This window comes from bacterium (assembly GCA_018812485.1).
Lineage (GTDB): Bacteria > JAHJDO01 > JAHJDO01 > JAHJDO01 > JAHJDO01 > JAHJDO01.
In genome coordinates this window covers 11731-35467 of sequence record JAHJDO010000115.1, presented here as the reverse complement: position 1 = coordinate 35467, position 23737 = coordinate 11731, and the positions used below count along the sequence as shown (strand labels likewise).

General features: G+C 37.2%; 23 protein-coding genes and 2 tRNA genes. 11 read left to right on the top strand and 14 right to left on the bottom strand.

Annotated features, from left to right (window positions below):
* Window position 1: 1 nt before the first annotated feature.
* The 4 genes from KKC91_09425 to cobC are packed head-to-tail and all read left to right on the top strand — an operon-like array spanning window position 2 to window position 3312.
* On the top strand, window positions 2–796 hold the full coding sequence (locus KKC91_09425) for a hypothetical protein (protein ID MBU0478770.1): 795 nt from the start codon (window positions 2–4) through the stop codon (window positions 794–796).
* A 12-nt stretch (window positions 797–808) separates the two neighbouring features.
* The gene (locus KKC91_09420; GenBank protein ID MBU0478769.1) at window positions 809–1885 is read left to right on the top strand and encodes an aldose 1-epimerase family protein; all 1077 of its coding nucleotides are present in this window, start codon (window positions 809–811) and stop codon (window positions 1883–1885) included.
* Complete coding sequence (locus KKC91_09415; GenBank protein MBU0478768.1) at window positions 1866–2714, top strand: PHP domain-containing protein; 849 nt, start codon at window positions 1866–1868, stop codon at window positions 2712–2714. The genes KKC91_09420 and KKC91_09415 overlap by 20 nt, the downstream gene beginning before the upstream one ends.
* Complete coding sequence (cobC, locus tag KKC91_09410) at window positions 2692–3312, top strand: alpha-ribazole phosphatase (GenBank protein MBU0478767.1); 621 nt, start codon at window positions 2692–2694, stop codon at window positions 3310–3312. Before KKC91_09415 ends, cobC begins: the two co-directional genes overlap by 23 nt.
* Window positions 3313–3528: 216 nt before the next feature.
* Here the strand turns inward: cobC and nifU are convergent, their stop codons facing one another.
* The gene (nifU, locus tag KKC91_09405) at window positions 3529–3885 is read right to left on the bottom strand and encodes a Fe-S cluster assembly scaffold protein NifU (protein MBU0478766.1); all 357 of its coding nucleotides are present in this window, start codon (window positions 3883–3885) and stop codon (window positions 3529–3531) included.
* Between the two features lie 439 nt (window positions 3886–4324).
* Between nifU and KKC91_09400 the strand changes: the two genes are divergently transcribed.
* The 6 genes from KKC91_09400 to KKC91_09375 all read left to right on the top strand — a co-directional run bounded on the left by KKC91_09400 (window position 4325) and on the right by KKC91_09375 (window position 8553).
* Entirely contained in the window at window positions 4325–5443 is a 1119-nt protein-coding gene (locus tag KKC91_09400) for a site-specific integrase (GenBank protein MBU0478765.1), read from the top strand.
* An 11-nt stretch (window positions 5444–5454) separates the two neighbouring features.
* Entirely contained in the window at window positions 5455–6573 is a 1119-nt protein-coding gene (locus KKC91_09395; GenBank protein MBU0478764.1) for a hypothetical protein, read from the top strand.
* Window positions 6574–6733: 160 nt separating this feature from the next.
* Window positions 6734–6979: a hypothetical protein gene (locus tag KKC91_09390; GenBank protein MBU0478763.1), complete on the top strand. Its 246-nt coding sequence runs from the start codon at window positions 6734–6736 to the stop codon at window positions 6977–6979.
* Window positions 6976–7161 (top strand): hypothetical protein, encoded by a 186-nt coding sequence (locus KKC91_09385; GenBank protein ID MBU0478762.1) that lies wholly within the window; start codon window positions 6976–6978, stop codon window positions 7159–7161. Before KKC91_09390 ends, KKC91_09385 begins: the two co-directional genes overlap by 4 nt.
* Before the next feature lie 46 nt (window positions 7162–7207).
* The gene (locus KKC91_09380) at window positions 7208–7915 is read left to right on the top strand and encodes a hypothetical protein (protein ID MBU0478761.1); all 708 of its coding nucleotides are present in this window, start codon (window positions 7208–7210) and stop codon (window positions 7913–7915) included.
* A gap of 164 nt (window positions 7916–8079) precedes the next feature.
* Complete coding sequence (locus tag KKC91_09375; protein MBU0478760.1) at window positions 8080–8553, top strand: hypothetical protein; 474 nt, start codon at window positions 8080–8082, stop codon at window positions 8551–8553.
* A gap of 21 nt (window positions 8554–8574) precedes the next feature.
* Here KKC91_09375 and KKC91_09370 read toward each other — a convergent pair whose 3' ends face one another.
* The 5 genes from KKC91_09370 to KKC91_09350 all read right to left on the bottom strand — a co-directional run bounded on the left by KKC91_09370 (window position 8575) and on the right by KKC91_09350 (window position 14413).
* On the bottom strand, window positions 8575–9219 hold the full coding sequence (locus tag KKC91_09370) for an NYN domain-containing protein (protein MBU0478759.1): 645 nt from the start codon (window positions 9217–9219) through the stop codon (window positions 8575–8577).
* Window positions 9220–9379: 160 nt separating this feature from the next.
* Window positions 9380–9799 (bottom strand): hypothetical protein, encoded by a 420-nt coding sequence (locus KKC91_09365; GenBank protein MBU0478758.1) that lies wholly within the window; start codon window positions 9797–9799, stop codon window positions 9380–9382.
* On the bottom strand, window positions 9789–9932 hold the full coding sequence (locus KKC91_09360) for a hypothetical protein (GenBank protein ID MBU0478757.1): 144 nt from the start codon (window positions 9930–9932) through the stop codon (window positions 9789–9791). Before KKC91_09360 ends, KKC91_09365 begins: the two co-directional genes overlap by 11 nt.
* A 73-nt stretch (window positions 9933–10005) precedes the next feature.
* Window positions 10006–12504: a DEAD/DEAH box helicase family protein gene (locus tag KKC91_09355; GenBank protein ID MBU0478756.1), complete on the bottom strand. Its 2499-nt coding sequence runs from the start codon at window positions 12502–12504 to the stop codon at window positions 10006–10008.
* Window positions 12497–14413 carry a site-specific DNA-methyltransferase gene (locus KKC91_09350; protein MBU0478755.1) on the bottom strand — a complete coding sequence of 639 codons (1917 nt, stop codon included), beginning with the start codon at window positions 14411–14413 and terminating at the stop codon, window positions 12497–12499. The genes KKC91_09355 and KKC91_09350 overlap by 8 nt, the downstream gene beginning before the upstream one ends.
* Window positions 14414–14923: 510 nt before the next feature.
* Between KKC91_09350 and KKC91_09345 the strand changes: the two genes are divergently transcribed.
* The gene (locus tag KKC91_09345) at window positions 14924–15193 is read left to right on the top strand and encodes a hypothetical protein (GenBank protein MBU0478754.1); all 270 of its coding nucleotides are present in this window, start codon (window positions 14924–14926) and stop codon (window positions 15191–15193) included.
* Window positions 15194–15852: 659 nt separating this feature from the next.
* Here the strand turns inward: KKC91_09345 and KKC91_09340 are convergent.
* The 8 genes from KKC91_09340 to KKC91_09305 form a co-directional block, all read right to left on the bottom strand.
* Window positions 15853–15929: transfer RNA gene (locus tag KKC91_09340), tRNA-Met, on the bottom strand.
* A 12-nt stretch (window positions 15930–15941) separates the two neighbouring features.
* Window positions 15942–16012: transfer RNA gene (locus KKC91_09335), tRNA-Gln, on the bottom strand.
* 24 nt (window positions 16013–16036) lie between these two features.
* Entirely contained in the window at window positions 16037–16621 is a 585-nt protein-coding gene (locus tag KKC91_09330; protein MBU0478753.1) for a septation protein SpoVG family protein, read from the bottom strand.
* Window positions 16622–16654: 33 nt separating this feature from the next.
* Window positions 16655–17515 carry a 4-(cytidine 5'-diphospho)-2-C-methyl-D-erythritol kinase gene (locus tag KKC91_09325; GenBank protein ID MBU0478752.1) on the bottom strand — a complete coding sequence of 287 codons (861 nt, stop codon included), beginning with the start codon at window positions 17513–17515 and terminating at the stop codon, window positions 16655–16657.
* The gene (locus tag KKC91_09320) at window positions 17508–18377 is read right to left on the bottom strand and encodes a dihydroorotate dehydrogenase (GenBank protein MBU0478751.1); all 870 of its coding nucleotides are present in this window, start codon (window positions 18375–18377) and stop codon (window positions 17508–17510) included. Before KKC91_09320 ends, KKC91_09325 begins: the two co-directional genes overlap by 8 nt.
* Before the next feature lie 38 nt (window positions 18378–18415).
* The gene (locus tag KKC91_09315) at window positions 18416–19258 is read right to left on the bottom strand and encodes a dihydroorotate dehydrogenase electron transfer subunit (GenBank protein ID MBU0478750.1); all 843 of its coding nucleotides are present in this window, start codon (window positions 19256–19258) and stop codon (window positions 18416–18418) included.
* Window positions 19259–19413: 155 nt separating this feature from the next.
* A complete protein-coding gene (locus KKC91_09310) occupies window positions 19414–22032 on the bottom strand; it encodes a DEAD/DEAH box helicase family protein (GenBank protein ID MBU0478749.1) in 2619 nt (872 codons plus the stop codon).
* Window positions 22033–22034: 2 nt separating this feature from the next.
* On the bottom strand, window positions 22035–23735 hold the full coding sequence (locus tag KKC91_09305) for an AIPR family protein (protein ID MBU0478748.1): 1701 nt from the start codon (window positions 23733–23735) through the stop codon (window positions 22035–22037).
* Window positions 23736–23737: the final 2 nt, after the last annotated feature.

The window sequence follows — 23737 nt, the reverse complement described above, 5'->3', positions numbered from 1 at the left end:
TATGTCAATAAATTTTGAATCCATGGACAAAATAGCAGAAGGGAAGACAAAGATAATTTATAGAAATCCTGAGGATGAGAAAACGGTTTATATGGTCTTCAAAGATGATATTACAGCAGGTGATGGAGTGAAACACGATGTAATTATGGGCAAGGCTTTAGTTGACTGGAAAACTAATAGAGATACATTTGAACTTCTTAATAGAAAAGGAGTTAGAACTCATTATATCTCAAGCCCCGAAGAAAAAGTCGCACTTGTAAGAAAACTTGACAGAAAGATTAACCTTGAAGTTGTGTCAAGAAGAGTTGCTGCAGGCTCTATTCTGAAATGGGGCAATGCTGCTGAAGGGCAGAGATACAATACTGTAATTACTCAATTTCACTATAAGGATGATCCGTTGCATGATCCTATGCTGGATAATGCCTATATTGCTTACATCATAAAGGCAAAGAGTGGTTTTGAATACGCTGCGATGAAAAAAATTAATGAACAGGCTTTCGGATATCTTGAGGCAGCTTTCGCACATTTTGATGTTCAGTTAATAGATATTAAGCTGGAATATGGTATTATTGATGGAGAAGTATATCTCATAGATGAGATTTCAGGAGGCTCATTTCGGCTGTGGCCCTACGCACACAAAAACCCTAATCTTAATCAAGCCAATGTATTGGGAGAACTCAATCCAGAAGCCAGGCTTGATAAGGATACGTACAGAATGGGGCAAAGCACAGACATGGTTAAAGATAAATTTGCAGAAATAGCCGATATAACTGCAGGTTTTAAGAACATAGAATAATAGGGGGTAAAAATGGCTGTCTTATACGGTAAAAGGATAGATAAGAAAACGTTACTAAAAAAAGTTGGAAGTATTTCGCAAGTTGCTGGCATAAAAAGATATACGCTTTTAGAAGGAAGAGGAAAGGGTGTTGAAGCTGCTGATATTAGGACAGGTTCGGGTTTTTCTTTTACAGTTCTTCCATCCAGGGGTATGGATATTTCTTTTGCACAGTATAATGGTAAGTCCTTATGCTGGAGATCGCAGACAGGTGATGTAGCACCAAGTTATTACGAGCCAGAAGAATTTGAATGGTTAAGAAGCTTTTATGGAGGATTGCTCCTCACATGCGGACTGACTCAGGCAGGTATGCCATGCATAGATAATGGAGAAAAGCTAGGACTGCATGGAAGAATATCAAACATACCAGCTACTGATGTTTCCATTAAGTCCGAATGGAAAGATGATAATTATATCATGAAGATAAAAGGGGAAATTATCCAGACCAAGGTTTTTGGCGAAAATATCTGTTTAACCAGAGAAATTACGGCAAAACTGGGTGAAAGCAGGCTGTTTGTTTACGATGTGGTAGAGAATTTAGGATTTGAGGATGTCCCTCATATGATACTGTACCACATTAACGGAGGCTACCCAGCAGTTGATGAAGGCTCAAGTTTAATTGCTCAAGTAAATAGTGTCTCTCCGAGGGACGATGAAGCAAAGATAGAACAGGAAAAATATAATAAGTTCAGCGGACCAATACATGGGTTCAAGGAACGAGTATATTATCTTAATATGGCTGAGGATAAAGATGGATTTGTAACAGCAGCGCTTGTAAATAAAACATGCGATAATGGAGAGGGATTCGGTTTCTATATTAGATATCTCAAGAAAGAGCTTCCGCGATTTATTGAGTGGAAAATGAATGGCGAAGGAACATATGTGGTAGGCATAGAGCCTGCAAATTGCATGGTGGGAGGCAGAGCAAAAGAGAGAGAAGCTAAAACACTCCAGTTTATGAGACCCGGAGAGAAAAGAGAATATCATTTGGAAATAGGTGTCCTCTCAGGTAAGGAAAGCATAGAGAAATATGAAGAACAAATGCGCTGATTTGCACATTCACACTACTGCTTCAGATGGAACTTTTTCGCCGAGAAGGGTAGTGAGGGAAGCAGCCAAAAGAGGCATACACGCAATAGCAATAACAGATCATGATACTGTTCAAGGCATTTCTGAAGCAATCAAGGCTGGCAAGGATATGAATGTTGAAGTTATTCCCGGAGTAGAATTGGCTACAGACGAGAAAGGAGTAGAGTTACATATTCTGGGACTGTTTATAGATTGGGAAAATAAAACTCTACAAGATACACTTAAAACCCTGTCTGTACAAAGAATTAGCCGAATGAAGAAAATGATATCCAAATTAGCTCAATTTGAAATGAATATAAAATTTGAAGAAGTTTTAGAACTGGCAAAAGGAGAGATAATAGGAAGACTTCATCTTGCCCGGGTCATGAAAAAAAAGGGGTATGTAGTATCTATTTCAGAAGCTTTTAATAAGCATATAGGAGACAGAAAAGCATGCTATGTCCCGAGATATAAATTGAGTCTGGAAGAAACTATTTTATTAATATACCGCGTAGGAGGTATCTCTATACTTGCACATCCAATGCTACTTCACAGAGATGACATTATAATAGACCTCCTAAAAAAGGGATTAGGTGGTATAGAGGTGTTTTATAATCATCAATCTAAAGAAACTGCTGAGCATTACGAAAAAATGGCAAAAGAGTATGGGCTATTGGTTACAGGCGGTTCTGACTGTCATGGAGAGGCAAAAGATCAGGTTCTAATGGGGAGTGTAAGAATACCCTATGAATATGTTGAGAGATTAAGGGAGAGCAAGGAGTCAATGAGTGGGGAAAATATTCATTATTAGACATGGCCAGACTTCTGGCAACAGCGCACTAAAATATTTTGGTATTACTGATGTGGAGTTAAATGAAGAAGGCATAATCCAGGCTGGATTGGCAAGTAAAAGATTAGAAAAGGAAAATATTTACAGAATTTACAGCAGTAGTTTAAAAAGAGCATTTAAAACTGCAGAAATAATAGCAAAGTCTCACAGAATAAGTATTGAATTAAAGGAAGACCTGAGGGAAATCAACTTTGGAAATTGGGAAGGCCTAAGTTTTCAAGAAATCCAGATGAGTTATCCACATGAATTTTCTGAGTGGCAGAATAATATAATGGGTTTCACAATGCCTCAAGGGGAATCAATATTGGAACTAAAAAGAAGAGTTGAGACAGCATTTAATGAAATATTAAACAGTGCAAGAGAGAATAATGTTGTTATTGTAACTCATGGAGGGCCAATAAGGATAATATTGAGTAAAATACTTTCTCCAAATGCGTTAGAGACTGCGTTCTGGAAGATAAAGCAGGATAATGCTGCATTAAATATTATTGAGAATACAGACAACACACAGATAATATCACTAATTAATGACACATCCCACCTAAATCAAAATTTATAATCGTTGCTATCTTTTTTTTGTAAATACTCAGTAAAGGCCATTATGAATAGAGATAAAACAGTGTAAATTCGAAGCACGAAATACGAAACAATATCAAATGACAAAAATACAAATGCTCAAAACAATACTTGGAATTTCGAAAATTTGAATTTAGAATTTGTTTCGAGTTTCGGATTTAGAATTTCGGATTTTTATGTAACGGAGTTTAGTGAATATTTACTTTCTTGTGGATTTTTTTAGATAGTCATTAATTGCTGATTTGAGTGCCTCCTCTGCTAAAACCGAACAATGCATTTTTATATGTGGAAGTCCACCCAATGCCTCTGCTACTGCTCGATTTGATATCTTAAGTGCTTCATCTATAGTTTTTCCTTTAACTAATTCAGTAACCATGCTGCTTGTAGCTATAGCTGCACCACATCCAAAGGTCTTAAATTTAGCATCTACAATAATATTATTTTTCACCTTAATATACATTTCCATAATATCCCCACAAACAGGATTCCCTACGTGCCCAATGCCATCCGGATTTTTTATTTCACCTACATTTCGTGGGTTTCTGAAATGCTCCATCACTTTCTTACTGTAGTTTTCCACTGTTTATCTCCTATAAGGATATATGCAAAGTTTTTTTTATCTTCTCAGGAATTATATAAATAAAAAGACGTCTTGCCAAGTATTTTTAGCGGATAGCAGGAAAATAGTATGACTAGTTGAAACTAAGCTATTAACTTGGTAGCGGGGGTAGGATTTGAACCTACGACCTTTGGGTTATGAGCCCGTCAAAACTACCATTTCTAATTTTTTCTATTTTTTACTTGACTTTACTAACTCCTTTATATATAGTGAGTTATATGAGAAATTACTTTTACTTTCGCTTACCATTTTTTACTAGCTTACCTTCCTTAAAGTTACTCTATGGTTACTCCAGCAGACCTGTGGGTTATTCTGTGGGTAACTTTATCTACTCAAATTATAGAGAAGGCAAAATGGATTGTAAAGGAATAAAATTATGCCTATTTATGTAGTATGTTCAAATTGCAAGAGTGTTCAGAACTTGAAGCGCAAACAATGCGGGAATTGTCAAAAATCTCTTCCAATGAAAGAACGGACTTATAAAGTAATCGTAAAGCATAATGGAGAGACAGTTACGAAACAAATTCCTTTCAATCTGGAACTTGCTAAGAAAATTGAGGCCAAGATAAAGAGCGAACTCATCGGAGATACCTATTATGATAGACGAAGCATAAAATACAGCTTGGATGATGCTGCAAAGCGTTATTTTGAAGAGTATAAGCTCAGAGGAAAAGATTGGAAGAGAACTTGGAGTCTATACAGCTATCTTCTTAAAAAGAGGTTTGGAGATAAGAAATTACATCAGATTGCCCCTTTTGATATTGAAAAACTCAAGATAGAGATGGGCAAGACTACCACAAGGTTTGGCAATCCTTATACATCTAAGAGCATCAGAAATGCTATGGAACTTATGTCCCGTATCTTTAACTATGCTCAAAGAATGAATCTTTATAACGGAAAGAACCCCGTTAAACAGGTAAATAAACCTAGAGTAAATAACGAGGTTATCAATGTGTTGGATAAAAAGCAGATTAACGGACTTCTTCAAGCATTAGAGGAATATCCTGACAAGGATATAGCGAACATTGTAAAGCTGGCTTTGTTCACCGGCCTGAGAAGAGGAGAGATTTTCAAGCTGAGATGGGAAGATGTGGACTTGAACAATGGATGGTTGTATATAAAAAACCCCAAAGGCGGGAAGAATGAGGTAATACCGCTAAACAACACCGCTTTGTCTTGTCTCAATGAACAGAAGCAATTAACAGAAGCAAGCGAATTAGTATTCCCGGGTAAAGGAAACAAACAAAGATATGATATAAAGAAACCCTGGAATAGAATAAAAGTGCTTGCTGAATTGCCTGATGATTTTCGTTTCCATGATCTAAGGCATACCTATGCTTCTATGCTCGCCTCTTCTGGTAAGGTAGATATTTACACTCTCCAGAGGTTACTAACACATAAAAGCCCTCAAATGACTCAAAGATACGCTCATCTGATAGAAGAGAGGCTCAGGGAAGGTGCAGAGGTTATGGATGAGGTGGTTGGGCATGGATAGGATGATATAAAATGCCAATAAATGATATTAATTTCAATGATTGGTCAATTACGTATGACGAGTTGGGATTTGGGCTACTAGATGAGGCATATTTTATGGGTTGGAGCGGTCATAACATACCCCCAGATAGTTTCCCTCCTAAACAACGTGAAAGCAAATTATGGCCATCCTTATTATATTCTTATGCTTCTTATTGTCCTAAAAACAAATCAAAAGAAACTTTAGAAAACGCACCTGAAATAATTAAGCAGTTATTTCTCAAATTCTATAATAAAGAGGCAAAAACAGTAACATTAGATGTATCCATAATCGCTAAGCCATACAAAAACTCTGATCTTTCGTTAGGATCTCTATTCTATTACTCTCTGCAGGATTATTGTTATATACCAAAAAAAACCAAAAATTATCCGAAAAGATATTATGAGTTCTTGCTTTCTGATTTTTGGATAAGAAATAAGATTTTTAAAAAAGGCACAAGTGAACACTATGGTTTTTCAACATTTGACGCACAATTTGAAGCGATATTCGTTATGATCTGGAAAAATTACTGCCAACTCGAACATCGCAGCTCATTAATGGGAGATATGGAATTTATGGGATATATTTATGCTTTACAGCAACTTGTAATCGATACAATAATAAATCCTATGCATGACATGGATGCCAAGCTTTTTAAAAGTAGATTTGAACGTCTCGAACCCGAAAGTGAAGATCCAGACGACTGTAAGTACTATGGCCTAAATCCTCAAACATGGGCAAATATTACTGATAATAACAAAAAATATATTCGCATTCTTGATTCTAAAGATTACTTGAATGCTTTTTTTGAAAAATATAATTATTCAACAATGAAAAATGCCTTAGAACTTTTCTTAATCAAAATGCTTGAGAGCTTTGGAGATGAACTGATAAGCAGACAATTGCTTTCTAAATGTGCTTTCTGTGAAGATTATTTTAGGTATTTAAAAGGCAAGAAGTATTGCTCACTTAGAGCAGAAGGTAAAGATTGCGGAAAGAGTGCACGCAATAAAAGATATTATAAAAAAAACACAGCAAAGATACTTCCTAAAGCTCGCAAATCCACAAGAGAGCTTCGAGAATTTTACAAGGAAAAAGGCATTAAGAAATAACCAGCCCCTACTGAATCTTTTTGCAAAATCCAATTTTTAGCCTACTAAATTCCCCTTCCAAATAGCCTGTTTTAGTAAATTTCCAAACTTTTAAAATAAGTTTATATTTAATTTATAAAGAATGATTACGTATCACAAAAGGAAAGGCAGGTGAATAAAAATGGAAACAGAAAGATATGTTCCAGTAAATGACGAAATACGTCTGAAACAGACTGGAATACCTTATACGAGGGCGACCTTATATCGCTTTAAGTGCCAGTCGAGATACCCAGGACTTGTTATTAAGATCGGCAATCGAGTTGTCGTAGATGTTGCCAAATTTGAAGAGTTAGTTCAAGAAGGGAAAAAAGATGCACTGAAAAAATCTGAGAAATTACAGAAGATAAGAGAGGAACTAAAACAATGAAGCGATTAACACCTATAAAAGCAATTAGAAAGAAATGTTTGGATTGTATGTGCAATCAATCCAAAGAGGTAAAACTCTGCACTAGTCCAAACTGTCCACTCTATCCCTATAGATTAGGAAAAAATCCTGCCCGTAAGGGAATAGGTGGGAAGATTGACAACTATAAGAAAACCCTAACTTGAGCTGGAGAATTCTGCGAGCAAAGGGTATTAACAGGGAGAGTTTACTTTGAAAAAGGCAAAGTGTTTTTGGGACTTTAAAAGAATAGAGAAGGAAGTCCGTATTGAGTCTGTATGTGCTGATATGGGAATAGTCATCGGGCCTTATAGGAAAATCCACTGTATCCGTCCTGACAGGCATAATAGAGGCGATAAGGATCCATCTCTTCATATTTATCCCGAGAAGAATAGATTCCATTGTTTTGGTTGTGGAATTTATGGCGGAGTTATTGAATTTACGAGAGAATGTTGCTTAGGAAGAGGTCAAAATATTTCTGTCTGGGATATTGGGAAGCATTTTTCGGATAAATATGGCATTGCGCCTAAATCAGGTAGTGAATTGGAAGTAACTGAAAGTGGGGAATTTGTGAAATTGTTTACGCTTCCTTATAAAACTGGATTGTTAGACAAAGTCTCATCTACCGCAGAGGCGGTTTATACTCGCCTCCGGGTAGAAGCTGGACCTAAAAGAGTAATGGCAAGTCCCAGTCAGGGAACACTTGCTTCAAAGATAAGTTGTAGCAGGCAGATGATAAATAAATGCATTAAAGAACTGACAAACGTTGGGCTGATAAAAACACACTGGTATAAGGGAACTTTGCATTATGTGTTGGTCAACGATACAGAACTTCTCAGGAAGATTCTTGGGAAAGAAGAGAAAAAGGTATGTAGTGTAAATACAGTTGACACTACAAGAGTAATGGTAGGAAATGTGTGATGTCAACTATATTGACAACCAAAGTCGTTCTAGTTGACACCACATGGCTATTATACTCTTATATAGTGTTAAAAGCTTGATGTTGTTAAGTAGTTTATTGTGAAAAGTTGAAAAAAGGTAAAAATTTTGATACCTCATGCTAACATAAAAAAGGAGAATACCTCATGCAATGCACAGCTATAAATAAAAGAACTAAAACAAGATGTCAGCGATACGCTATAAAGGGGAAGGACAAATGTTATCAACATGGTGGTGCTACTCCTATTAAACATGGATTATATTCTAAGTATAGGCAATCAACAAATGCAAATAGGATTGAAGAAAATCTACAAGATAAGAATTTACTGAATCTAAGGAATCAAATTGCTCTTATAGTTACACTTATACAAAACTATCTTGAGAAGTTTGAAGATATGCCAAAAGAGCTACGGGTTATGGAATCATTGGCAAATATGGCTGATAAGGTGTCATCTATGGCAGAGAGATTGCACAGGATAGAGAATGGGGACACTCTTAATATCAATATAAAAGAATTGAAGGTTATAGTCATTCAGATACAAACTATAATCTTAAAGCATATCAGTGATCCGGTGGTAAAAAATAGAATAGCACACGACCTTAAGGAGATAGGGTTATGAAGAACGACGAAAAGAGGATAACTAGTTATTTTTTTCTTTAGTCTTACCAATTCTATAATCATTAGAATCTATACAAGAATCATAAGTTTGTTTATCAATTTTAATCCAATCAGTCTTATTTATACCTCTCTTATTTTTACATGTAGGACTTGCAGGAAAAGCTGAAACTATTTTAATCCAACGCTTTTGTGCAATAGCAATTCCCCTTATCTCTTCCGCAACTTCGCTTAAATCTTGATCTTGGCTAAATATAATCGCTATATCATAAGCTTTTTCACGAGCAAGCCTAATAACATCAAGAGCTATACGAACATCTACTCCTTTCTCATGTCCTACAAGAGCAGTATAAAGTTTATTGCATGACGGACATTCCATTTTTTGATTATGGTATCTCAACTCTCTTGAAAAAGGCTTAATACCAGCCCGTCCCATATAACTTAATTTTTTACTCCAGAAATTATGCCAGAAACTGTTGTCTTGTGAATCCGGTATCCCCGTATAGAAATATACATCACCCAAAGTCCATCCTTGCATTGAACATATCCTTTCAGATAATAATTTAATATCATAATTCGGAAAGGAATACCCAAAAGCTTCCTTTACTGCATGGAATAAATCTTGCCCACCGGCAAACACAAAAGCCCTCTTTTTAGATGATTCTATCATTTCTTAATATATAGACCTATAAATGAATAACCCCGCCTGAGCCCTTTCGGGAAGTCAAGCGGGGAGCAAGTATCATTACTATCATAATAAATTCTTTTACGCCCTTATTATAACAATATACAAATTCTCGTCAAGCCCTCGCAGGCTATCGAAATTGCTTTTACCATCTGTATGTAGGTTTAAAACCCATTGATTGGTGTCTACGCCCGATTAATTTTAACATTGGTCCAACAGAAGTCGCTCCGTATTTATTTTGAAGCGTGGTTCTAACTACAATAGCAGATATGTACCATCTTCGTTTACGTGTGGTTCGCTGCATATAATTAAATCCAGTTGTTTTAAACTCAGCATAAACATTATTTCCATGCTCATCCCATAAATTTGCGCAATAAATTCCTTTATTTACTTGAGATATACCTGTTGCATAGTTGAATTCAATTCTTATTATTTTGTTTTCATAATCTGCCCAACTTAAATTAAGTTCTGAGATAGTCATTCTTATTTCTCTACTTCCCGCAGATGCCTTTACCCCACAAAATAAAATTAAGAAGCACATAAATAATAATGTTTTAGCTTTCATCTGTTTGCTCTCCTTTTTTTGGTATCTTTTTCATCAAGCGGGCTCTTATAGCCTTCCTGCGTGCCAATTCTCTTATTAGCTTCAATCTTTCTTCTTGCGACATCTTTGCTATTTTCGTTTTCAAAGTATCCATCCTACTCTTCTGTCCTTTCTAAGAATACCTGATTCCTTATATAATTTTCAATAATTTTCCCGTCCCCATAAAATTATTCCTCTAACTTTGCCTCAAGCTCTGATTTGAAATCCCTGTGCGTTTTCTCCCTCAAGGACTTAAAAAATAGGTCATAACTTCCTGGGGAAAGGAATTTGAAATAATACCTCTGCTCTTTCTGCAGCTCGGTGACCCTGGCAAAATGCTCCCTGGTATATCGGAGTTTAGCCTTATTTTCATCGGAGATATCATCGTCCATCTTGATTTCCACCACAATAATATCGCTACCCGCCTTGATAAAGAAATCAGGATTAAAACTCCCCGGCTTAGGATGCTCCCCTTTTCGCCATGAGTATTCAATACTGTAGAAACCCACATCCAGAGATTTGATCCATGTATCTATCGCCTTGACATTATCACTCTTAATCAAACCTTGTATGAATTTTCTCTCTGGTTTGTAGCTAGATAATGTCATATTGAGCGGAGTTTTGAAATTATATCGGTTTTCAACCTTAACAATATCTATAAGCTCTCCGTCCTCTTTTATCTCAACCAACTCTTTTAGGAGTTTTCTATCTTGTTCGTCTCCAGTAGTTAAAGAGTAGTCATCCCAAAACACCGTGTTGTCACGCCGTAGAGCCCCTACACCGACACTGTTTTTATTTATCTTTCGGGTGCTGATTTTGTAGGGTTCTTTTGATTTCAGCACTATCCTTGGGAAAGTGCTGCTTTTCCTTTTGATAACACCAAATGCCTGTATTGTTTTCTGGCGATTTTCCTCGCCAACCATGCCTGTTTTATCGTTCACTTGTCGCAAAGACTGTCGGATAATGTTAGCAATTCTTTCTTTAGGCCATTCTCCGCTATAGTCGGTCCCTGCCTCTTGGTCAAAAATACGAAGGCGATTGGACACATCATGTGCCACCTCGTCGACAGAATACATCTTGAACTCAATCAGCGTTTTCTTTACATCCTGCTCGCCAGAGACCGCCCTGACGTAGGTAGTGCTCTTTTCTACATCCTCCTCCTGGCTCCAATAAGCAATATATCCTTTCTTGAGTAATTCAAACTCATCCTCTTTTGGATATTCCTTAGTCTCTTCTATTACCTTCTCATAATCAATTTGATATAGATTAAAGTTGTAGTCCTCTTTCTTCTCCACCGGGTAGGAGTGGATGCGCTTCTCAATCTCCAAAACTTCATCTACCAGGTGTTTGATACTCCCTGACCACTTATCGTGATTGAAAACAGTTACAACTGGTTGATTGCCCCTGTAGACCTCAGGTATCCTCAAGCCCCTTCCCAGTACCTGGGCAATCAGAAGTTTTGAATTAAACGCTTTCTCCTCATGCGGGACGATCTGAAAGACGTTTTTGACATCCCAGCCTTCGGAGAGCATGCTAACAGAAGTAATCCACTCAATGGGGTTGTCCTTGTCATCCACCCTTCGCAGGATGGGGATATTTTTCTTATGCTCGTTGGCAGAGGTAACGATTAAAATCTTCGCTACCGCTTGCTCTTTACTGATCCTTTCTTTGGTGGCAAGGAAGGCAACTAGTTTATCGGTGAGACGCTTGCAGGCGGCGATGTTTTTGGTAACCAGGATAGTAATGGGTTTAACCTTACGGTATTTTACCGTCTTGTTCTCAATGTGATTGTCGTAAATCTTCTGGAACTTTTCATCCTCGCTCCCTGAGGAGTCCTCTGCCACATAACGGATAGATTTGATAAACTTCTCCTCAATGGAATCCCTCAAGGAAAAGCGGTGGATGACATCAGTGAAATAGTCATCTTCTATATAGCAAGTGCCTGAAACATTCACGATAAATTTGAATCCATATTTAGGATCAAGTAAAAATTCCTTCCATTTTTTGAGTGCCGTATCGGAGGGGCTCATCAAGTGGTGTGCTTCATCGTTCAATACCAGAGTCCGCTCGCCTTTCCCGACAAGGCTATCCTCAATGGCAGATTTGGTGTTGATATAGGTGGCGTGGATGTTCTCAATGCAGACGTCCCCCTTCTGAATGGTGTTGGAGGCATTGATAATACGTGGGTTGGCAATCTTAGAATCGGCAGGCAGAAGGTCTTTGAGGGTTCTATCAGCGGAGAGGCTCAGAAACTTCTCTGTGAGCCCAGCCTCGATGGTGTTAGAAGGACACAGGACCAACGCCTGATCCACAGCGCCCTCGGCCAGCATAATGCGGGCAATGCCATACATCACATAGCTTTTGCCGGTAGCCGTTGCGTGATCCAGAGAGCAGGAGAGTTTATCCGGCAGTTGCAGATAGCTTAAGAAATCTGCAGAAGATGAATACTTCTCCTGAAGTTTGGGGTTCTTATGATAGTTTTCCTCCGCCAGTTCCTTGAGGCTTTTGTATTCACCGCCCAAAAAGTAGCGCATCGCTTCCCTGATTGCCTCTTTCTGGTATTCCCTGTCCTCGCAGAGGGCGTCCAGAAAAGCCTCGTATTTATTCGGATCAAACCTCTTGGGATCGTAGTTGGAAGATACTTTAAGGACTAAATCCTTGTTCCGAAAGGTCTGCCGCTCAAGCATGGTTTTTCCTCTTTCCGTTAAAGTCGGACAGTGTCTTTATTTCCCGCTTTTCATTGCCGAAGATGTCAATGTAAATAACCATGATTTGCCCCTTTACCTTATTCTCGGCAAACCGCACCTCGTAGTCGTTCTTCTTCAAGTTCTCGGCATAGAAGACCTCGTCCAGGTCAAAGACCTCCCCATCAAAATCGTAGTCCAGCATGACCATAGAAAGGGTCTCAAGATTGGCAAACTCCAGCGGCTTACGGGAGATAACCTTGCTCTCAAACTTCTCAATCTTAATGACACATTCTTTTGTCTTCTGATTCAGGAGATCAGGATTCTTTGATTTATCCAGATAATATTTGCATTCCACCATCGGCACTTGAATAAAATCAAACCCCACGGCATCCACTGTGTCGTTGACATTCATCTCGCTGACAGGCTGTTTGATCTTGGTAAAACCTCGATTGTGAATCTCTTCAATGATGGAATAAGGGATGCGGAGGATAAAGTATTTCGTCTTGCCTTTTTCTATGTAGTCCTCAAGAAATTGCACCGAGGCGGCGGGGGCGATGATAAAGAAGCGTCTGCCAATTTTGTGCCCCAGATATTTATGGAGGTCATCAATAAATCCCCTGTCCATTACGGCGTCTTTGTGTTTCTGGTAATTGAAGACCATGACGCTATCCGCCCCCAGGTAGCCGTCAAGTTCAATCTTGGAAATCTCATACTTCTTATTCCTGCACTGAAAGAGCTTTAAGGCAAATTCCCGATATTGCTTCCAGGGGAGTTCCTTGACCATCTTGTAATCGTAAAGACCTGCATTGTAGAGAGCGAAAGGCTTGCACGGCTTTTCATATTTATTCTTAGGCTTCTCCAAGTTTTTGCTCTCGGCGATGTTCAAGAGGCGCTTCTGCATGGTATAGATGGCAAGCTTGCCGCAGTCCACACCAATCCACCTTCTGCCTAACTTCTCCACTACGGCAAGGGTCGTGCCTGAGCCGGCAAAGCAGTCCAGCACAAGGTCGCCCGGGTTGGAGGAGGCTTTGATGATGCGGTCAAGTAATGCTTCGGGCTTTTGGGTGGGATACCCTAAAATCTCTGTTCTTATTCTTGCCACAATTGGTAAGTACCACCAATCTTCTGGTATTTTACCTTTTGATAAATCGGCCTCAGTTCCGCCAAAACCCGTTCCTTCACTTTCAAATTTTCCGGCTGTTGTGTCATGATATGGAACTCGAATTTCATCAACATTAAAAACATAATCATTTGATTTTGCGTAGAATAATATAATCTCATGTTTCCGAGAAAATTGTTTTTGTCCTGGAGCAGATGGCCCTGTATAACACCACGCTATTTCATTTCTAAAATTTTGTTCTCCAAATATTTCATCTAAGAGAATTTTTCCATAATGCCCCTTCTTCCAATCCAAATGCACATAAATGCTCCCATCCTCACTCAACAATTCTCGCAGGAAGACCAGCCGCTTCCTTAAAAACTCCAAGAACTTTGCCCCAGCAATCTTGTCCTGATACGCCTTCTGATCTTGGCTTCCCCGAAACTCCTGCCTTGTGGCAAACGGTGGATCAATATAAACGAGCCTCACTCCTGACGTTCCATCGGCGTTTGTGAGCTTGCCTTCCAGTTTCATTTGTAAGAGGGTCTTCAGCACCTGAAGGTTATCGCCAAAGATAAGCATGTTCATCCAGTCATTGCCGTTCCTGCCGTTTCGGAAGGTCTTGACCTTCTGCAATGGCACAGACATGGTGTCAGATAGAATATCAACCTCTCTTTCCTTATCAGCATAGAGCAGTTCATATTCCTTCTTGGTATCAAAGAGGCTGACCTTGTAGTCATCGTGCAAGGGCTTGCCTTCCTTGAGAAGGCTTACAATTTTTCCAATCTCCTGATCCGAAAGTTTACGCATAGTCGTTACCTTCTCTTTTTCTTCTTTCCTTTGTCCGCTGGGACTGGAATATCCGATTGTAATTATTCCAACTTTGAAAAGGTGGGACTAAACAGATAATGGCTATATTCTTGGAAGGTACGGTAGGTAGGTTCTCTAAATTATTACTATGATATAACTTGTTCTTAAACAATTAGCCCGTCTCCATCACCTCACTCAAGGATTTTATATTCTGGCAAGCCAGAACAGACGAAGACGGGCATAACGCCCGCTTCACGCCACCTTGAGTGAGGTTTTTTAATTAAAAGCGTGAATTAAATTGTCTTATTCTACTTTGTTATCGTTATATTTTCTCCGATTCGTTTACGTTTAACAATGTTGCTAATGTGATAATAGCATTTCATGGCTGAGCTGTCAAAACATAGGTATCCTGAGCCCTTTTTCCCCTTCAACCCATACCACAAACCATTAGTCATTAGAGAAAATGGCTTGTGCATGCCTCTGCATGGCTAGATACCGCATTAAATCCATATGGAATATGGAGAGATGTATTCGCAAGCCATTGAAGAAACAGGTTTTGATTATGAAACCTTGCGACATGATGTTGCTTTATGTGGAAGAATTGAATTAGGTCGGCGTCGACCTAATCTAAGTTTTGGACATCATAACGAAATAGCATATTTAGAACCCGAACAACAAAAAAAATGGCTAGACAGGGCAGAAAAGGAAGACTTAACTGTTGCAGAGTTGGGAACCCAGGTAACCAGATTGCTTACTTATGCTTACATTCAATATTACTAAGAAATGATAAGGTTCAAGATTATTGACTTTTATTGACATTCTGCTGCTTCGTCAGTTGGGTGGTGCGTATTCATCTTTGCGAATTCTACAGGGTGGGGTGTTCGTGGTAGGAAGTAAAGATAACTTCAGCAAGCTATGGAAACTCACAAAATATATCAAGGGTATGGCTAGGGCAGTTGGGGCTTCTTTAGTGGGAAGGAGCGTTGCTGGCTTTAAGATTAACTCTATCGTGTGCCTCGTTTCTTACACATATAAATCTACGCTAGTTTACATAATGCTTTTTTATCCGATAGACAAAACCACTCTGCCTCTAAGGTCTGTTGGATAGAAAATGTTATGTAAAAATGCCCTTGATATATACCAAATAACTTTGCAGGCTTTTCATTGTCCTGCTTCAGGTCGCTTCTCAGGGACAGCGTCCCTGTTGAGCGACGGCAATTCTCCGTTGATTGCATTTTGCGCAGTAGTGCCTGTTGGGGCTTCATCCACAGGCACGGACGCCCCAGAGCACATTCGTGCGAACTTGTTATACCCATTACGTCCGCATTGGCAGGGGAAAGATGGCTCTCAAGTTACTCTATAGTTACTCTGAAAGAAAAAAGCCAGAAGAGAAATTCTCCTAGCTTCTACTTAACTCTTTGCGTATCAAGTTGTTAGCTTGGTAGCGGGGGTAGGATTTGAACCTACGACCTTTGGGTTATGAGCCCAACGAGCTACCGGACTGCTCCACCCCGCGATATTCTATATGTTGCCCGGCAAGGGCTCGAACCTCGAATCTCAGTACCAAAAACTGATGTGTTACCATTACACCACCGGGCAATTAAATTATTATTCCTGACTTATCTATTCAGGTTTTTCTATTTGATCAGTATTAAGCTCAATTTCTGGTGATTGCTCAGGAGTATCTTCAGATTGCTGTTCAACGTTTTCTGACGATTGCTCAATACCAGATTCAGACCCAGGTTCAACTACCGGTTCAGGTTCAACTACTGGTTCAGGTTCAACTACTGGTTCAGGCTCAACTACCTGTTCGGGTTTAACCTCCTGAGGCAATTCTGCCCTTTCTACCTCGTAGGCTTCTAATACCTTTTTTTGCAGATAATCTCTGGCTTCTGTAGTTATTGGATGCGCCACATCTCTGTGCTCATCTAATCTATTATCCTCTCCTTCTTTTCTTGGAACACTCTGAAATTCGAGAGCCTTGCCGCACTGATTACAAAATTTGCTTCTGAGAGCATTGCGATGATGGCAGTTGGGACATGCTTCTCTTACCTGCCGAGAAGGCATTGCTACAAACAATCCTTTTCTTCCATCAATAATTTTTAAGTCTCTCACAACAAAAGAATCGTCAAAAGTAACAGTTGCGTACGCTTTTAATTTATTTCCTTCTCTATCCCTTAGTCTGACTTTTACTTCTGTAATTTCCATTGAAATTCTCTCCTTAATTTGCTGTCTACTACTTTAGAGACCACTTGCCACATAACAAACTACTTCTAATTTTGGGTCATTAGAAATTTTTTTGGCTATTTTATAAGCATTGTCTTTGCTTGAGGCTATACCAAAAACTGCAGACCCTGTTCCACTCATCAAAGCACCACTTGCTCCACAAGCTATCATTTTCTCCTTAATGGCCTTAATAAGAGGATATTCCTTAAACACCACCCCCTCCAATCTGTTAAACAAATTATTCACTATATCCTTTACCTGTAACTTCTTAAGTCTTGGCAATCTAGCACTATTTATATTTTTTGTCAACTCCCTATCCAGTCTTCCATATGCCCATTTTGTTGAAACACTTATATTTGGAATAGCTAGAACAAGCCATATTTTAGGCATAGTAAAGCAAGTGTGTATTTTTACTCCTCGTCCTTTTACCAGTGCAGTTTTACCATTAATGAAAAATGGGACATCAGAACCTATTTCTGCTCCTAATTCCTGCAATTCGGCATTTTTTAACCCGATATTCCAGAGTTGATTTAATCCTTTGAGAACTGAAGCTGCATTGCTGCTACCGCCTCCTAAACCAGAACCAACAGGTATCTTTTTGTTAATTGTAATAAAAATCCCTTTTTTAATATTAAATCTTTCTATAAGTAGTTTTGCTGCTTTGTATGCCAGATTGTTGCGGTTAGATGGAATGTTGATTTTTTTGTTTGGACAGAGAATAGTTATACTTCGCGGTCTATCTTCCAGCAGGACATTGTCGCATAAACTTATTTTTTGAATCAGGCTTTCAATTTCGTGGTAACCATCATCTCTTTTCCATAATACTTCCAAAAATAAATTAACTTTTGCATAAGACTTTAGAGAAAGACTACTCATTAATTCGCCCGACGATATCTAATATATTACTAAACTTGTTGTTTTTCATATATCTTTTAATGCCCTCTATAATCTCACAGCAAGTATTAGGGTTAACAAAGTTTGCTGTGCCAATAGCAACTGCACTTGCCCCGGCAAGTAAAAATTCAATAGCATCGTCCGAAGTCATTATTCCTCCCATCCCAATTACTGGGATACGTACTTTTTTAGACACTTCATAGACCATTCTTAATGCTACTGGCTTAACTGCAGGGCCTGACAGCCCTCCAACGACATTTGCCAGCTTAGGCCTTTTTGTCTGAATATCTATACTCATGCCTATTAGAGTATTGATTAAGGATATTGCATTTGCGCCCCCGTCTTCTGCTGCTCTGGCAATTAGTGTAATATCTGTAACATTAGGAGTAAGTTTAACAATCAGTGGCAGACTTGTAACCTTTCTTACCTTTCTAACAAGTTTATAAGTTGTATCTGCATCTTGGGCAAATAGTCCTGCATATCCCACATTTGGGCAGGAAATATTTAACTCTAGACCTGATAATCCAATATCTTTCAATAGATCAGCAAGTTTGACAAACTCTGCCTCTCTGCTGCCTGAAATATTTGCTATAATTGGCACGCCATACCCTTTTAGCTTTGGTAGTTTTTCTTCAATAAAAACTTTAGCTCCTGGATTCTCGAGTCCTATTGAATTCAGCATACCACCAGTTACCTCCACAATTCTAGGTTGGGGATTACCAATCCTTGGTTCCAGTGTTATAGTCTTTGTAACAATTGCTCCAAATTTTTTTACATCTATTAGTTGTGAATACTCCAAGCCATATCCGAATGTGCCGGAAGCTGTCATTACGGGACTTTTCATCTTTATTCCAGCAATATCCACACCAAGACTTAATTTACTCACATCTCCTCCCAAGCAATTTCTTTAATATCAAAAACAGGACCGTCTTTACAAACCTGTTTATAATCAAACATCTTATTTTTTCGGATTTCGGATTTCGGATTTCGGATTTTTATACTGCATCCCATACATGCTCCAACACCACACGCCATTTGCCTTTCTAATGAGACCTGAGAGGAAACATTATACTTGGAAGCTAATTGATTAACCTGTTTCAGCATAGGGACAGGCCCACAAGTAAAAATTTTAAATTTTGCATTTTGAATTTTGAATTTTGAATTTGCTGGAATAAGTTCATTTTTTAATAAATCAACAACTGTTCCGCTTATTCCTGCGCTTCCATCATCTGTAGATACTTTCACTTTGCAATCCAATTTTTTAAGCTCATCTACGCAGAGAATGTTGTATTTAGTATCCGCGCCAATAAGAACAGTTATATTTGAGCCTCTCTCAACAAGTCTCTGAGCAAGAAAATATAAGGGGGCAATTCCTATACCTCCACCAACAAGAATTGGCAACTGGCAATTGGAAACTAATTGGTAATCAAAACCATTGCCTAATGGACCTATAACATCTATAGTATCTCCTGAGGTCTTCTTAGATAATAATCCTGTTCCCCTTCCAATTACTTTATAAAGAATTCCAATAACATTGTTTTCTATACTATGAACACTGATGGGTCTTCTTAATAAGGGATCATATGTATCCGAGCATTTTATATGCAGGAATTGTCCTGGTTTTACTCTGCAAGCTATTTCTTTTGACTCGAATGTCATTCTATAACAATTGGAAGAGACTTTTTTGTTTTCTATTATTTCTTTTTTGACATTAAAAATTTTCATCTAAAAATATCCTTTCTGTCATTGCGAATCCCGAACGCTTTCGGGATGAAGCAATCTCGCTTGTCATTCTCTGATTTAATCGGGGAATCCAGATGTTTAAAGATTTGACATCATTCTTCAATTTAACTATTTGGGATACCCCCGTCTTTCATAATTTAAAAAAGTATTTTATTTTCTAACGCTTCCTCAAAATCTTTTTTCAATTTTTCGTTGTAAAAAGGCAGCCCCATCAGCTTAAAGTGTTTATTTTCCAATTTTAAATCAGTGTCTGCTTTTTCTTCCATCCCAAGTAAAAATTTTTGTTTCCATCCCTCTTTAGAATTTTCAAACTTGCCTTGACTGTCTTTAAATTGATCTCCTTTTGGCTCAATAAAAATCTGATAAATACCAATGGCTCTATTCCTTTTTTTCAAAATCATTATAAAATCCGGCTCAAACGCTCTGCCTTCATCAAAATCAAAAACTTGAAAAAACTTTTCATTGCGAAGTAAAGCAATATCTGAATATTTTTGTCTTAATTTCTCTATAGCTTCATCAATAAATTTGATGAAATCTCTTTCTTCGCTTGTTCCATATAAATCGTTTTGCGCATACCAATCTTTATCATCCAAATTTATTTCTACCATCTCCTGCGCCCTTTCGCTGTCGCTATCCAATTTCAAGGTCTTTCTGCCTTCATTTTTGCCGAAAATATCTCTAAGTAACTGTGCCTTAAATAATTTTGTCCCTATGAATTCTGAAGTGTTAGTTCTCGCTTGTTCCGATATCTTTTTAACTACAAATAAAACCATTTCTAATTTTTGAGTTGAAGTTAATTTATTTATTTTGTCCTTTGGGCCTAAAACCTCTATGCTAACGCTGCCTAAATAATTAAGCGACGAAATAAATGCTTTAACTGATTTCACATAAGGGAAATATTTCCTTAGTGTTTGGAATTTATAGAACTCAAATCTATCTAAAGCGTTTCGCACTATATTTTCTCCAAAATCAACAAATTTATATGCTATTTTGTCACGCGTAACGCCTGATGACTTTGGTTTCTTTGCTTCATCTAAAATAATTTCTTCTTTAATTTCTCCAGTTCTCAATTCGTATCTATATTTCTCTTCAATTTTTGCGTCTTGCAAACTAAATATCTCCCCTCTTGGATTTTGTATCCTGTCATTTATAAAAATCACACCTTCTTTCCAAAATTCAGTCTCCTTAAAAGAATCTTTAATAAACAAATCTCTCTGAATATACTTTTCCGGTAAAATTCCGATTTCAGTAAGAGCCGATTTCAGTTCAGAAATATAATCAGGATTGTGTTTGCTATGATAATGTAATGCCTCTATAACACGCATTTCATTTTCGGCATCTTCATCAAATTTTCTTTTATACCTATCTTGTATCTCGTCTAATTGAAATGGGAAATATCTTGCTCCTCTGCCAATGAGCTGCGCTTCACCCATTGTCGTATTGCCGGGCTTATACTTACCGTGAACCCATTTCCCATCCCGCGTATCGTATAACCGGACAATATCAAACAAGTTAAGCACATCCCAACCTTCATTTAGCATATTAACCGCAAAAATAGCCCTCAGCTCATTATTCTTATTCTCTAAAGAATTAAGTTTTAATTGCTTTTCTTCATCAACATTTTCGGAATCCAAAAGCATACACTTTTCTTCAGAAAAATCCTCTTGCATTTCTCTGATTAAATTGTCAAAAGTTATATTCTCTTTTTGGAAATAGTTAAACACATCTTCTAAAATTGTGCCTTTTGCCCGTGAATGTATTTCTTGAATATCTTTGGAGGATAATTTTTTTATTTTTAATAAAAACCCCTCATAATTTTCTTTTGATTCTTTTATGCTTTTAGACTTAAAAAGAATCACTGGCTTTAGCCTTATTTTGTTTTTCTCGGCAATTTTTCTGCGATACTGGCTTAAAATAACTACCTGTAAAGCTCGGTCAATCGGATCTAAATCCGCCTGTAAAACCTCTATTTCTTTTGAATACTTATCCAAGCGAAATTGTTTCAAATCATATTGGAAGACGATTTTGTCTTCGTATTTTTGCCTGACATTTTGATTGCCCAAGTCAATCGTTGCCGTAAACTCCAACAGAATATTTTTAAGATTGCTCCTGAAAATCTGCTCAACTGTATATTCCCAGCTTCTTTTTTCTTCCAATTCACTTCCTGATAATTTGGATTTTGTCAGGGTTTGCAAGTGATGCGCTTCATCTGAGATAAGGACAATTTCTTTGTCTTCAAAATCTTCATATGTTAAAGCGTTCTCGCGAGGATAATTTAAACGCGTGTGCAATCCCTGAATAGTGGTAAAAACAATATTGATATTTCCCGAATTTACCGCTTCAAAATTTTGAACCTCTCTAACATCAACTTGCTTTTCTCCAAACTTAATTTTTGGCGCAAAAAGATATTTTTCTGATAAAGGATTTAAAAAATTATCCCGTGTTTTTTCAATAATGTTCGTGCTGTTTACAAAAAAGATAAAATTGCGGTACCCGAGCGTGTATAAATACAAAATATTGGCAGCCATTATCAGCGTCTTGCCGCTTCCAGTTGCCATATGGAAAAGCAATTGCGCCGGGAATTGTCTTTTTTGATAGCCGTTGAAATAAAAATCAAATCGGCCCAGCGTTTCTTTTTGGTATTCGCGTAATTCAAACTTTGGATTGAGATTCTGGACTATCTCATCGCTAACCCGCGAAATAAAATAATCCTGCCCAAATGATTCTCTTATTGAATTAAAAGTTTCGTAGAGCATAGTCATTTTTTAGTTTTATTAGGGTCGTCTATTTTACTAGAATTTTTTATTTCATTCACTAAATCGTCCGATTTGAAAAGATGTGGCATAGAAAATTTAGGATCTTTTTTCTTTTTCTTGACTATATCTCGCAAAATTGTTTTTGCTTTGTTGTAAAATTCAAAAATCTTATTTGCATTTCCCCGATTTAACAATATATTTTCATTCTCTGCCAATAGTTTAAGTACAAATAATAAATAATAATGAGCATGACTTAAAAATCCATCTTCATGCAAGCTTTTTTCTAAATCTTCTATCTTGTTGTCCTTCTCTAACTTTCTAACTTTTTTAGTAAATTTTTTAATGTCTATTTCTATTTTTTTATACAAAAAATTCGGCAATAATACATAATCAGTATTAATTTTATCTTCCGCAAATATATCGTTATAAAAATCTCCAAATATTTCTTGTTTTTTATTTTTAGCAGAACCTGGTTTCTCTAAATAAAATGTCAAAATCGCTTGTCCTAATTTTTCAGCGTCAATTTTATTATTATTATCAATCTTCTGTTCTCTATACTCGTATTTTTTTCTTTCATAGTAAAACCCTTCATTATGTAACTCTTTTTGAAGTTTAATTTGAATTAAATCATTCGACATAATATCTCTATTTTTCACAGGATTTTGTGTATTTGTAAATCTTGCTATTTCCTGTCCAACTTCCCTATTTTTAACTTCATAAATCCTTAGCAATAAATATATATTGTCAATTTTGTCTTTTAATCCATTTTTATATGCTTCATAGATAGAATGCATCGTTTGTCCGCCATTAACTATTTGAAAATTTTTCAAAGTTACAAGAGGACTATCTGATCTGTTGTGCTCAAAACTGTCACAAACAGCTGTAATCCCATTGTTGTAGTAAAAAAACTTATAATTTTCTTTAGCTTCTATCGAATTGTATATCTGTTTATTAATTTTTGTATTAGATTGCAGATAAACTCTTACGTTTTCATTAAACACCTCTTCTTTTATCTCTTCTTTCTTGTCTAATACTGACTTTAGAAAATTTAGAGCATTTACTTCAGCAATTAAAGCCCTAACATCTCCCGTGGACTCTTCAAAATAGTTTTTTCCTTTTAACTGCAATTTAATATCTACCGGATGAAATTCTTTTTCTATAATTAATTTTACTAATTCGTCTAAAGATAGAACTTTAAGCTCGGCTCGAAATCTATCTTTTATTTGCTGTCTTGCCTTAGTCATATGATCGTTATCAAGAGTGGTTTGATAATTGGTTATAAGATAAATGTTCGTTTTTATAAAACCTTTTTCAAAAGCTTCCCAAATTTCTTGTATAGCCTCTTCTAGCTTAATATTTGCTCTTTTTAGCAAATCTTTATCTCTATTCCAGATTGCTTCTAACTTTACAATTAGATCATTTAGTTCTTTCTCTTTTATTCCATTTTTCTTTTTTGCTGTTTCAAAACTTCCGGTATGTTTAAATTGAAAAAGATTGATTGTTTTCTTCGCTTCGTCTATATAATAAGCATCTATACTGAAATCCATACTGCCATCGGTAATGTAGTCGAGCGGATCTATCTCTGGATAGAGTTTCTCCAATACCATAAATATAAAAGCCGTAGGCACTTGCTCTATCTTGTTCCTCTTTTGTACAAATTCAACTTCTTTTTTTATTAAAGAGAAATCTTGATATGTAGCCATAA

Excerpts from the sequence above, each read along its gene's own strand:
- KKC91_09425 (MBU0478770.1), top strand. The coding sequence starts at position 2 with ATGTCAATAAATTTTGAATCCATGGACAAAATAGCAGAAGGGAAGACA.
- KKC91_09420 (MBU0478769.1), top strand. The coding sequence starts at position 809 with ATGGCTGTCTTATACGGTAAAAGGATAGATAAGAAAACGTTACTAAAA.
- KKC91_09415 (MBU0478768.1), top strand. The coding sequence starts at position 1,866 with ATGAAGAACAAATGCGCTGATTTGCACATTCACACTACTGCTTCAGAT.
- nifU (MBU0478766.1), bottom strand. The coding sequence starts at position 3,885 with ATGGAGCATTTCAGAAACCCACGAAATGTAGGTGAAATAAAAAATCCG.
- KKC91_09400 (MBU0478765.1), top strand. The coding sequence starts at position 4,325 with ATGCCTATTTATGTAGTATGTTCAAATTGCAAGAGTGTTCAGAACTTG.
- KKC91_09395 (MBU0478764.1), top strand. The coding sequence starts at position 5,455 with ATGCCAATAAATGATATTAATTTCAATGATTGGTCAATTACGTATGAC.
- KKC91_09390 (MBU0478763.1), top strand. The coding sequence starts at position 6,734 with ATGGAAACAGAAAGATATGTTCCAGTAAATGACGAAATACGTCTGAAA.
- KKC91_09385 (MBU0478762.1), top strand. The coding sequence starts at position 6,976 with ATGAAGCGATTAACACCTATAAAAGCAATTAGAAAGAAATGTTTGGAT.
- KKC91_09375 (MBU0478760.1), top strand. The coding sequence starts at position 8,080 with ATGCAATGCACAGCTATAAATAAAAGAACTAAAACAAGATGTCAGCGA.
- KKC91_09370 (MBU0478759.1), bottom strand. The coding sequence starts at position 9,219 with ATGATAGAATCATCTAAAAAGAGGGCTTTTGTGTTTGCCGGTGGGCAA.
- KKC91_09365 (MBU0478758.1), bottom strand. The coding sequence starts at position 9,799 with ATGAAAGCTAAAACATTATTATTTATGTGCTTCTTAATTTTATTTTGT.
- KKC91_09360 (MBU0478757.1), bottom strand. The coding sequence starts at position 9,932 with ATGGATACTTTGAAAACGAAAATAGCAAAGATGTCGCAAGAAGAAAGA.
- KKC91_09355 (MBU0478756.1), bottom strand. The coding sequence starts at position 12,504 with ATGCTTGAGCGGCAGACCTTTCGGAACAAGGATTTAGTCCTTAAAGTA.
- KKC91_09350 (MBU0478755.1), bottom strand. The coding sequence starts at position 14,413 with ATGCGTAAACTTTCGGATCAGGAGATTGGAAAAATTGTAAGCCTTCTC.
- KKC91_09345 (MBU0478754.1), top strand. The coding sequence starts at position 14,924 with ATGGAATATGGAGAGATGTATTCGCAAGCCATTGAAGAAACAGGTTTT.
- KKC91_09330 (MBU0478753.1), bottom strand. The coding sequence starts at position 16,621 with ATGGAAATTACAGAAGTAAAAGTCAGACTAAGGGATAGAGAAGGAAAT.
- KKC91_09325 (MBU0478752.1), bottom strand. The coding sequence starts at position 17,515 with ATGAGTAGTCTTTCTCTAAAGTCTTATGCAAAAGTTAATTTATTTTTG.
- KKC91_09320 (MBU0478751.1), bottom strand. The coding sequence starts at position 18,377 with ATGAAAAGTCCCGTAATGACAGCTTCCGGCACATTCGGATATGGCTTG.
- KKC91_09315 (MBU0478750.1), bottom strand. The coding sequence starts at position 19,258 with ATGAAAATTTTTAATGTCAAAAAAGAAATAATAGAAAACAAAAAAGTC.
- KKC91_09310 (MBU0478749.1), bottom strand. The coding sequence starts at position 22,032 with ATGCTCTACGAAACTTTTAATTCAATAAGAGAATCATTTGGGCAGGAT.
- KKC91_09305 (MBU0478748.1), bottom strand. The coding sequence starts at position 23,735 with ATGGCTACATATCAAGATTTCTCTTTAATAAAAAAAGAAGTTGAATTT.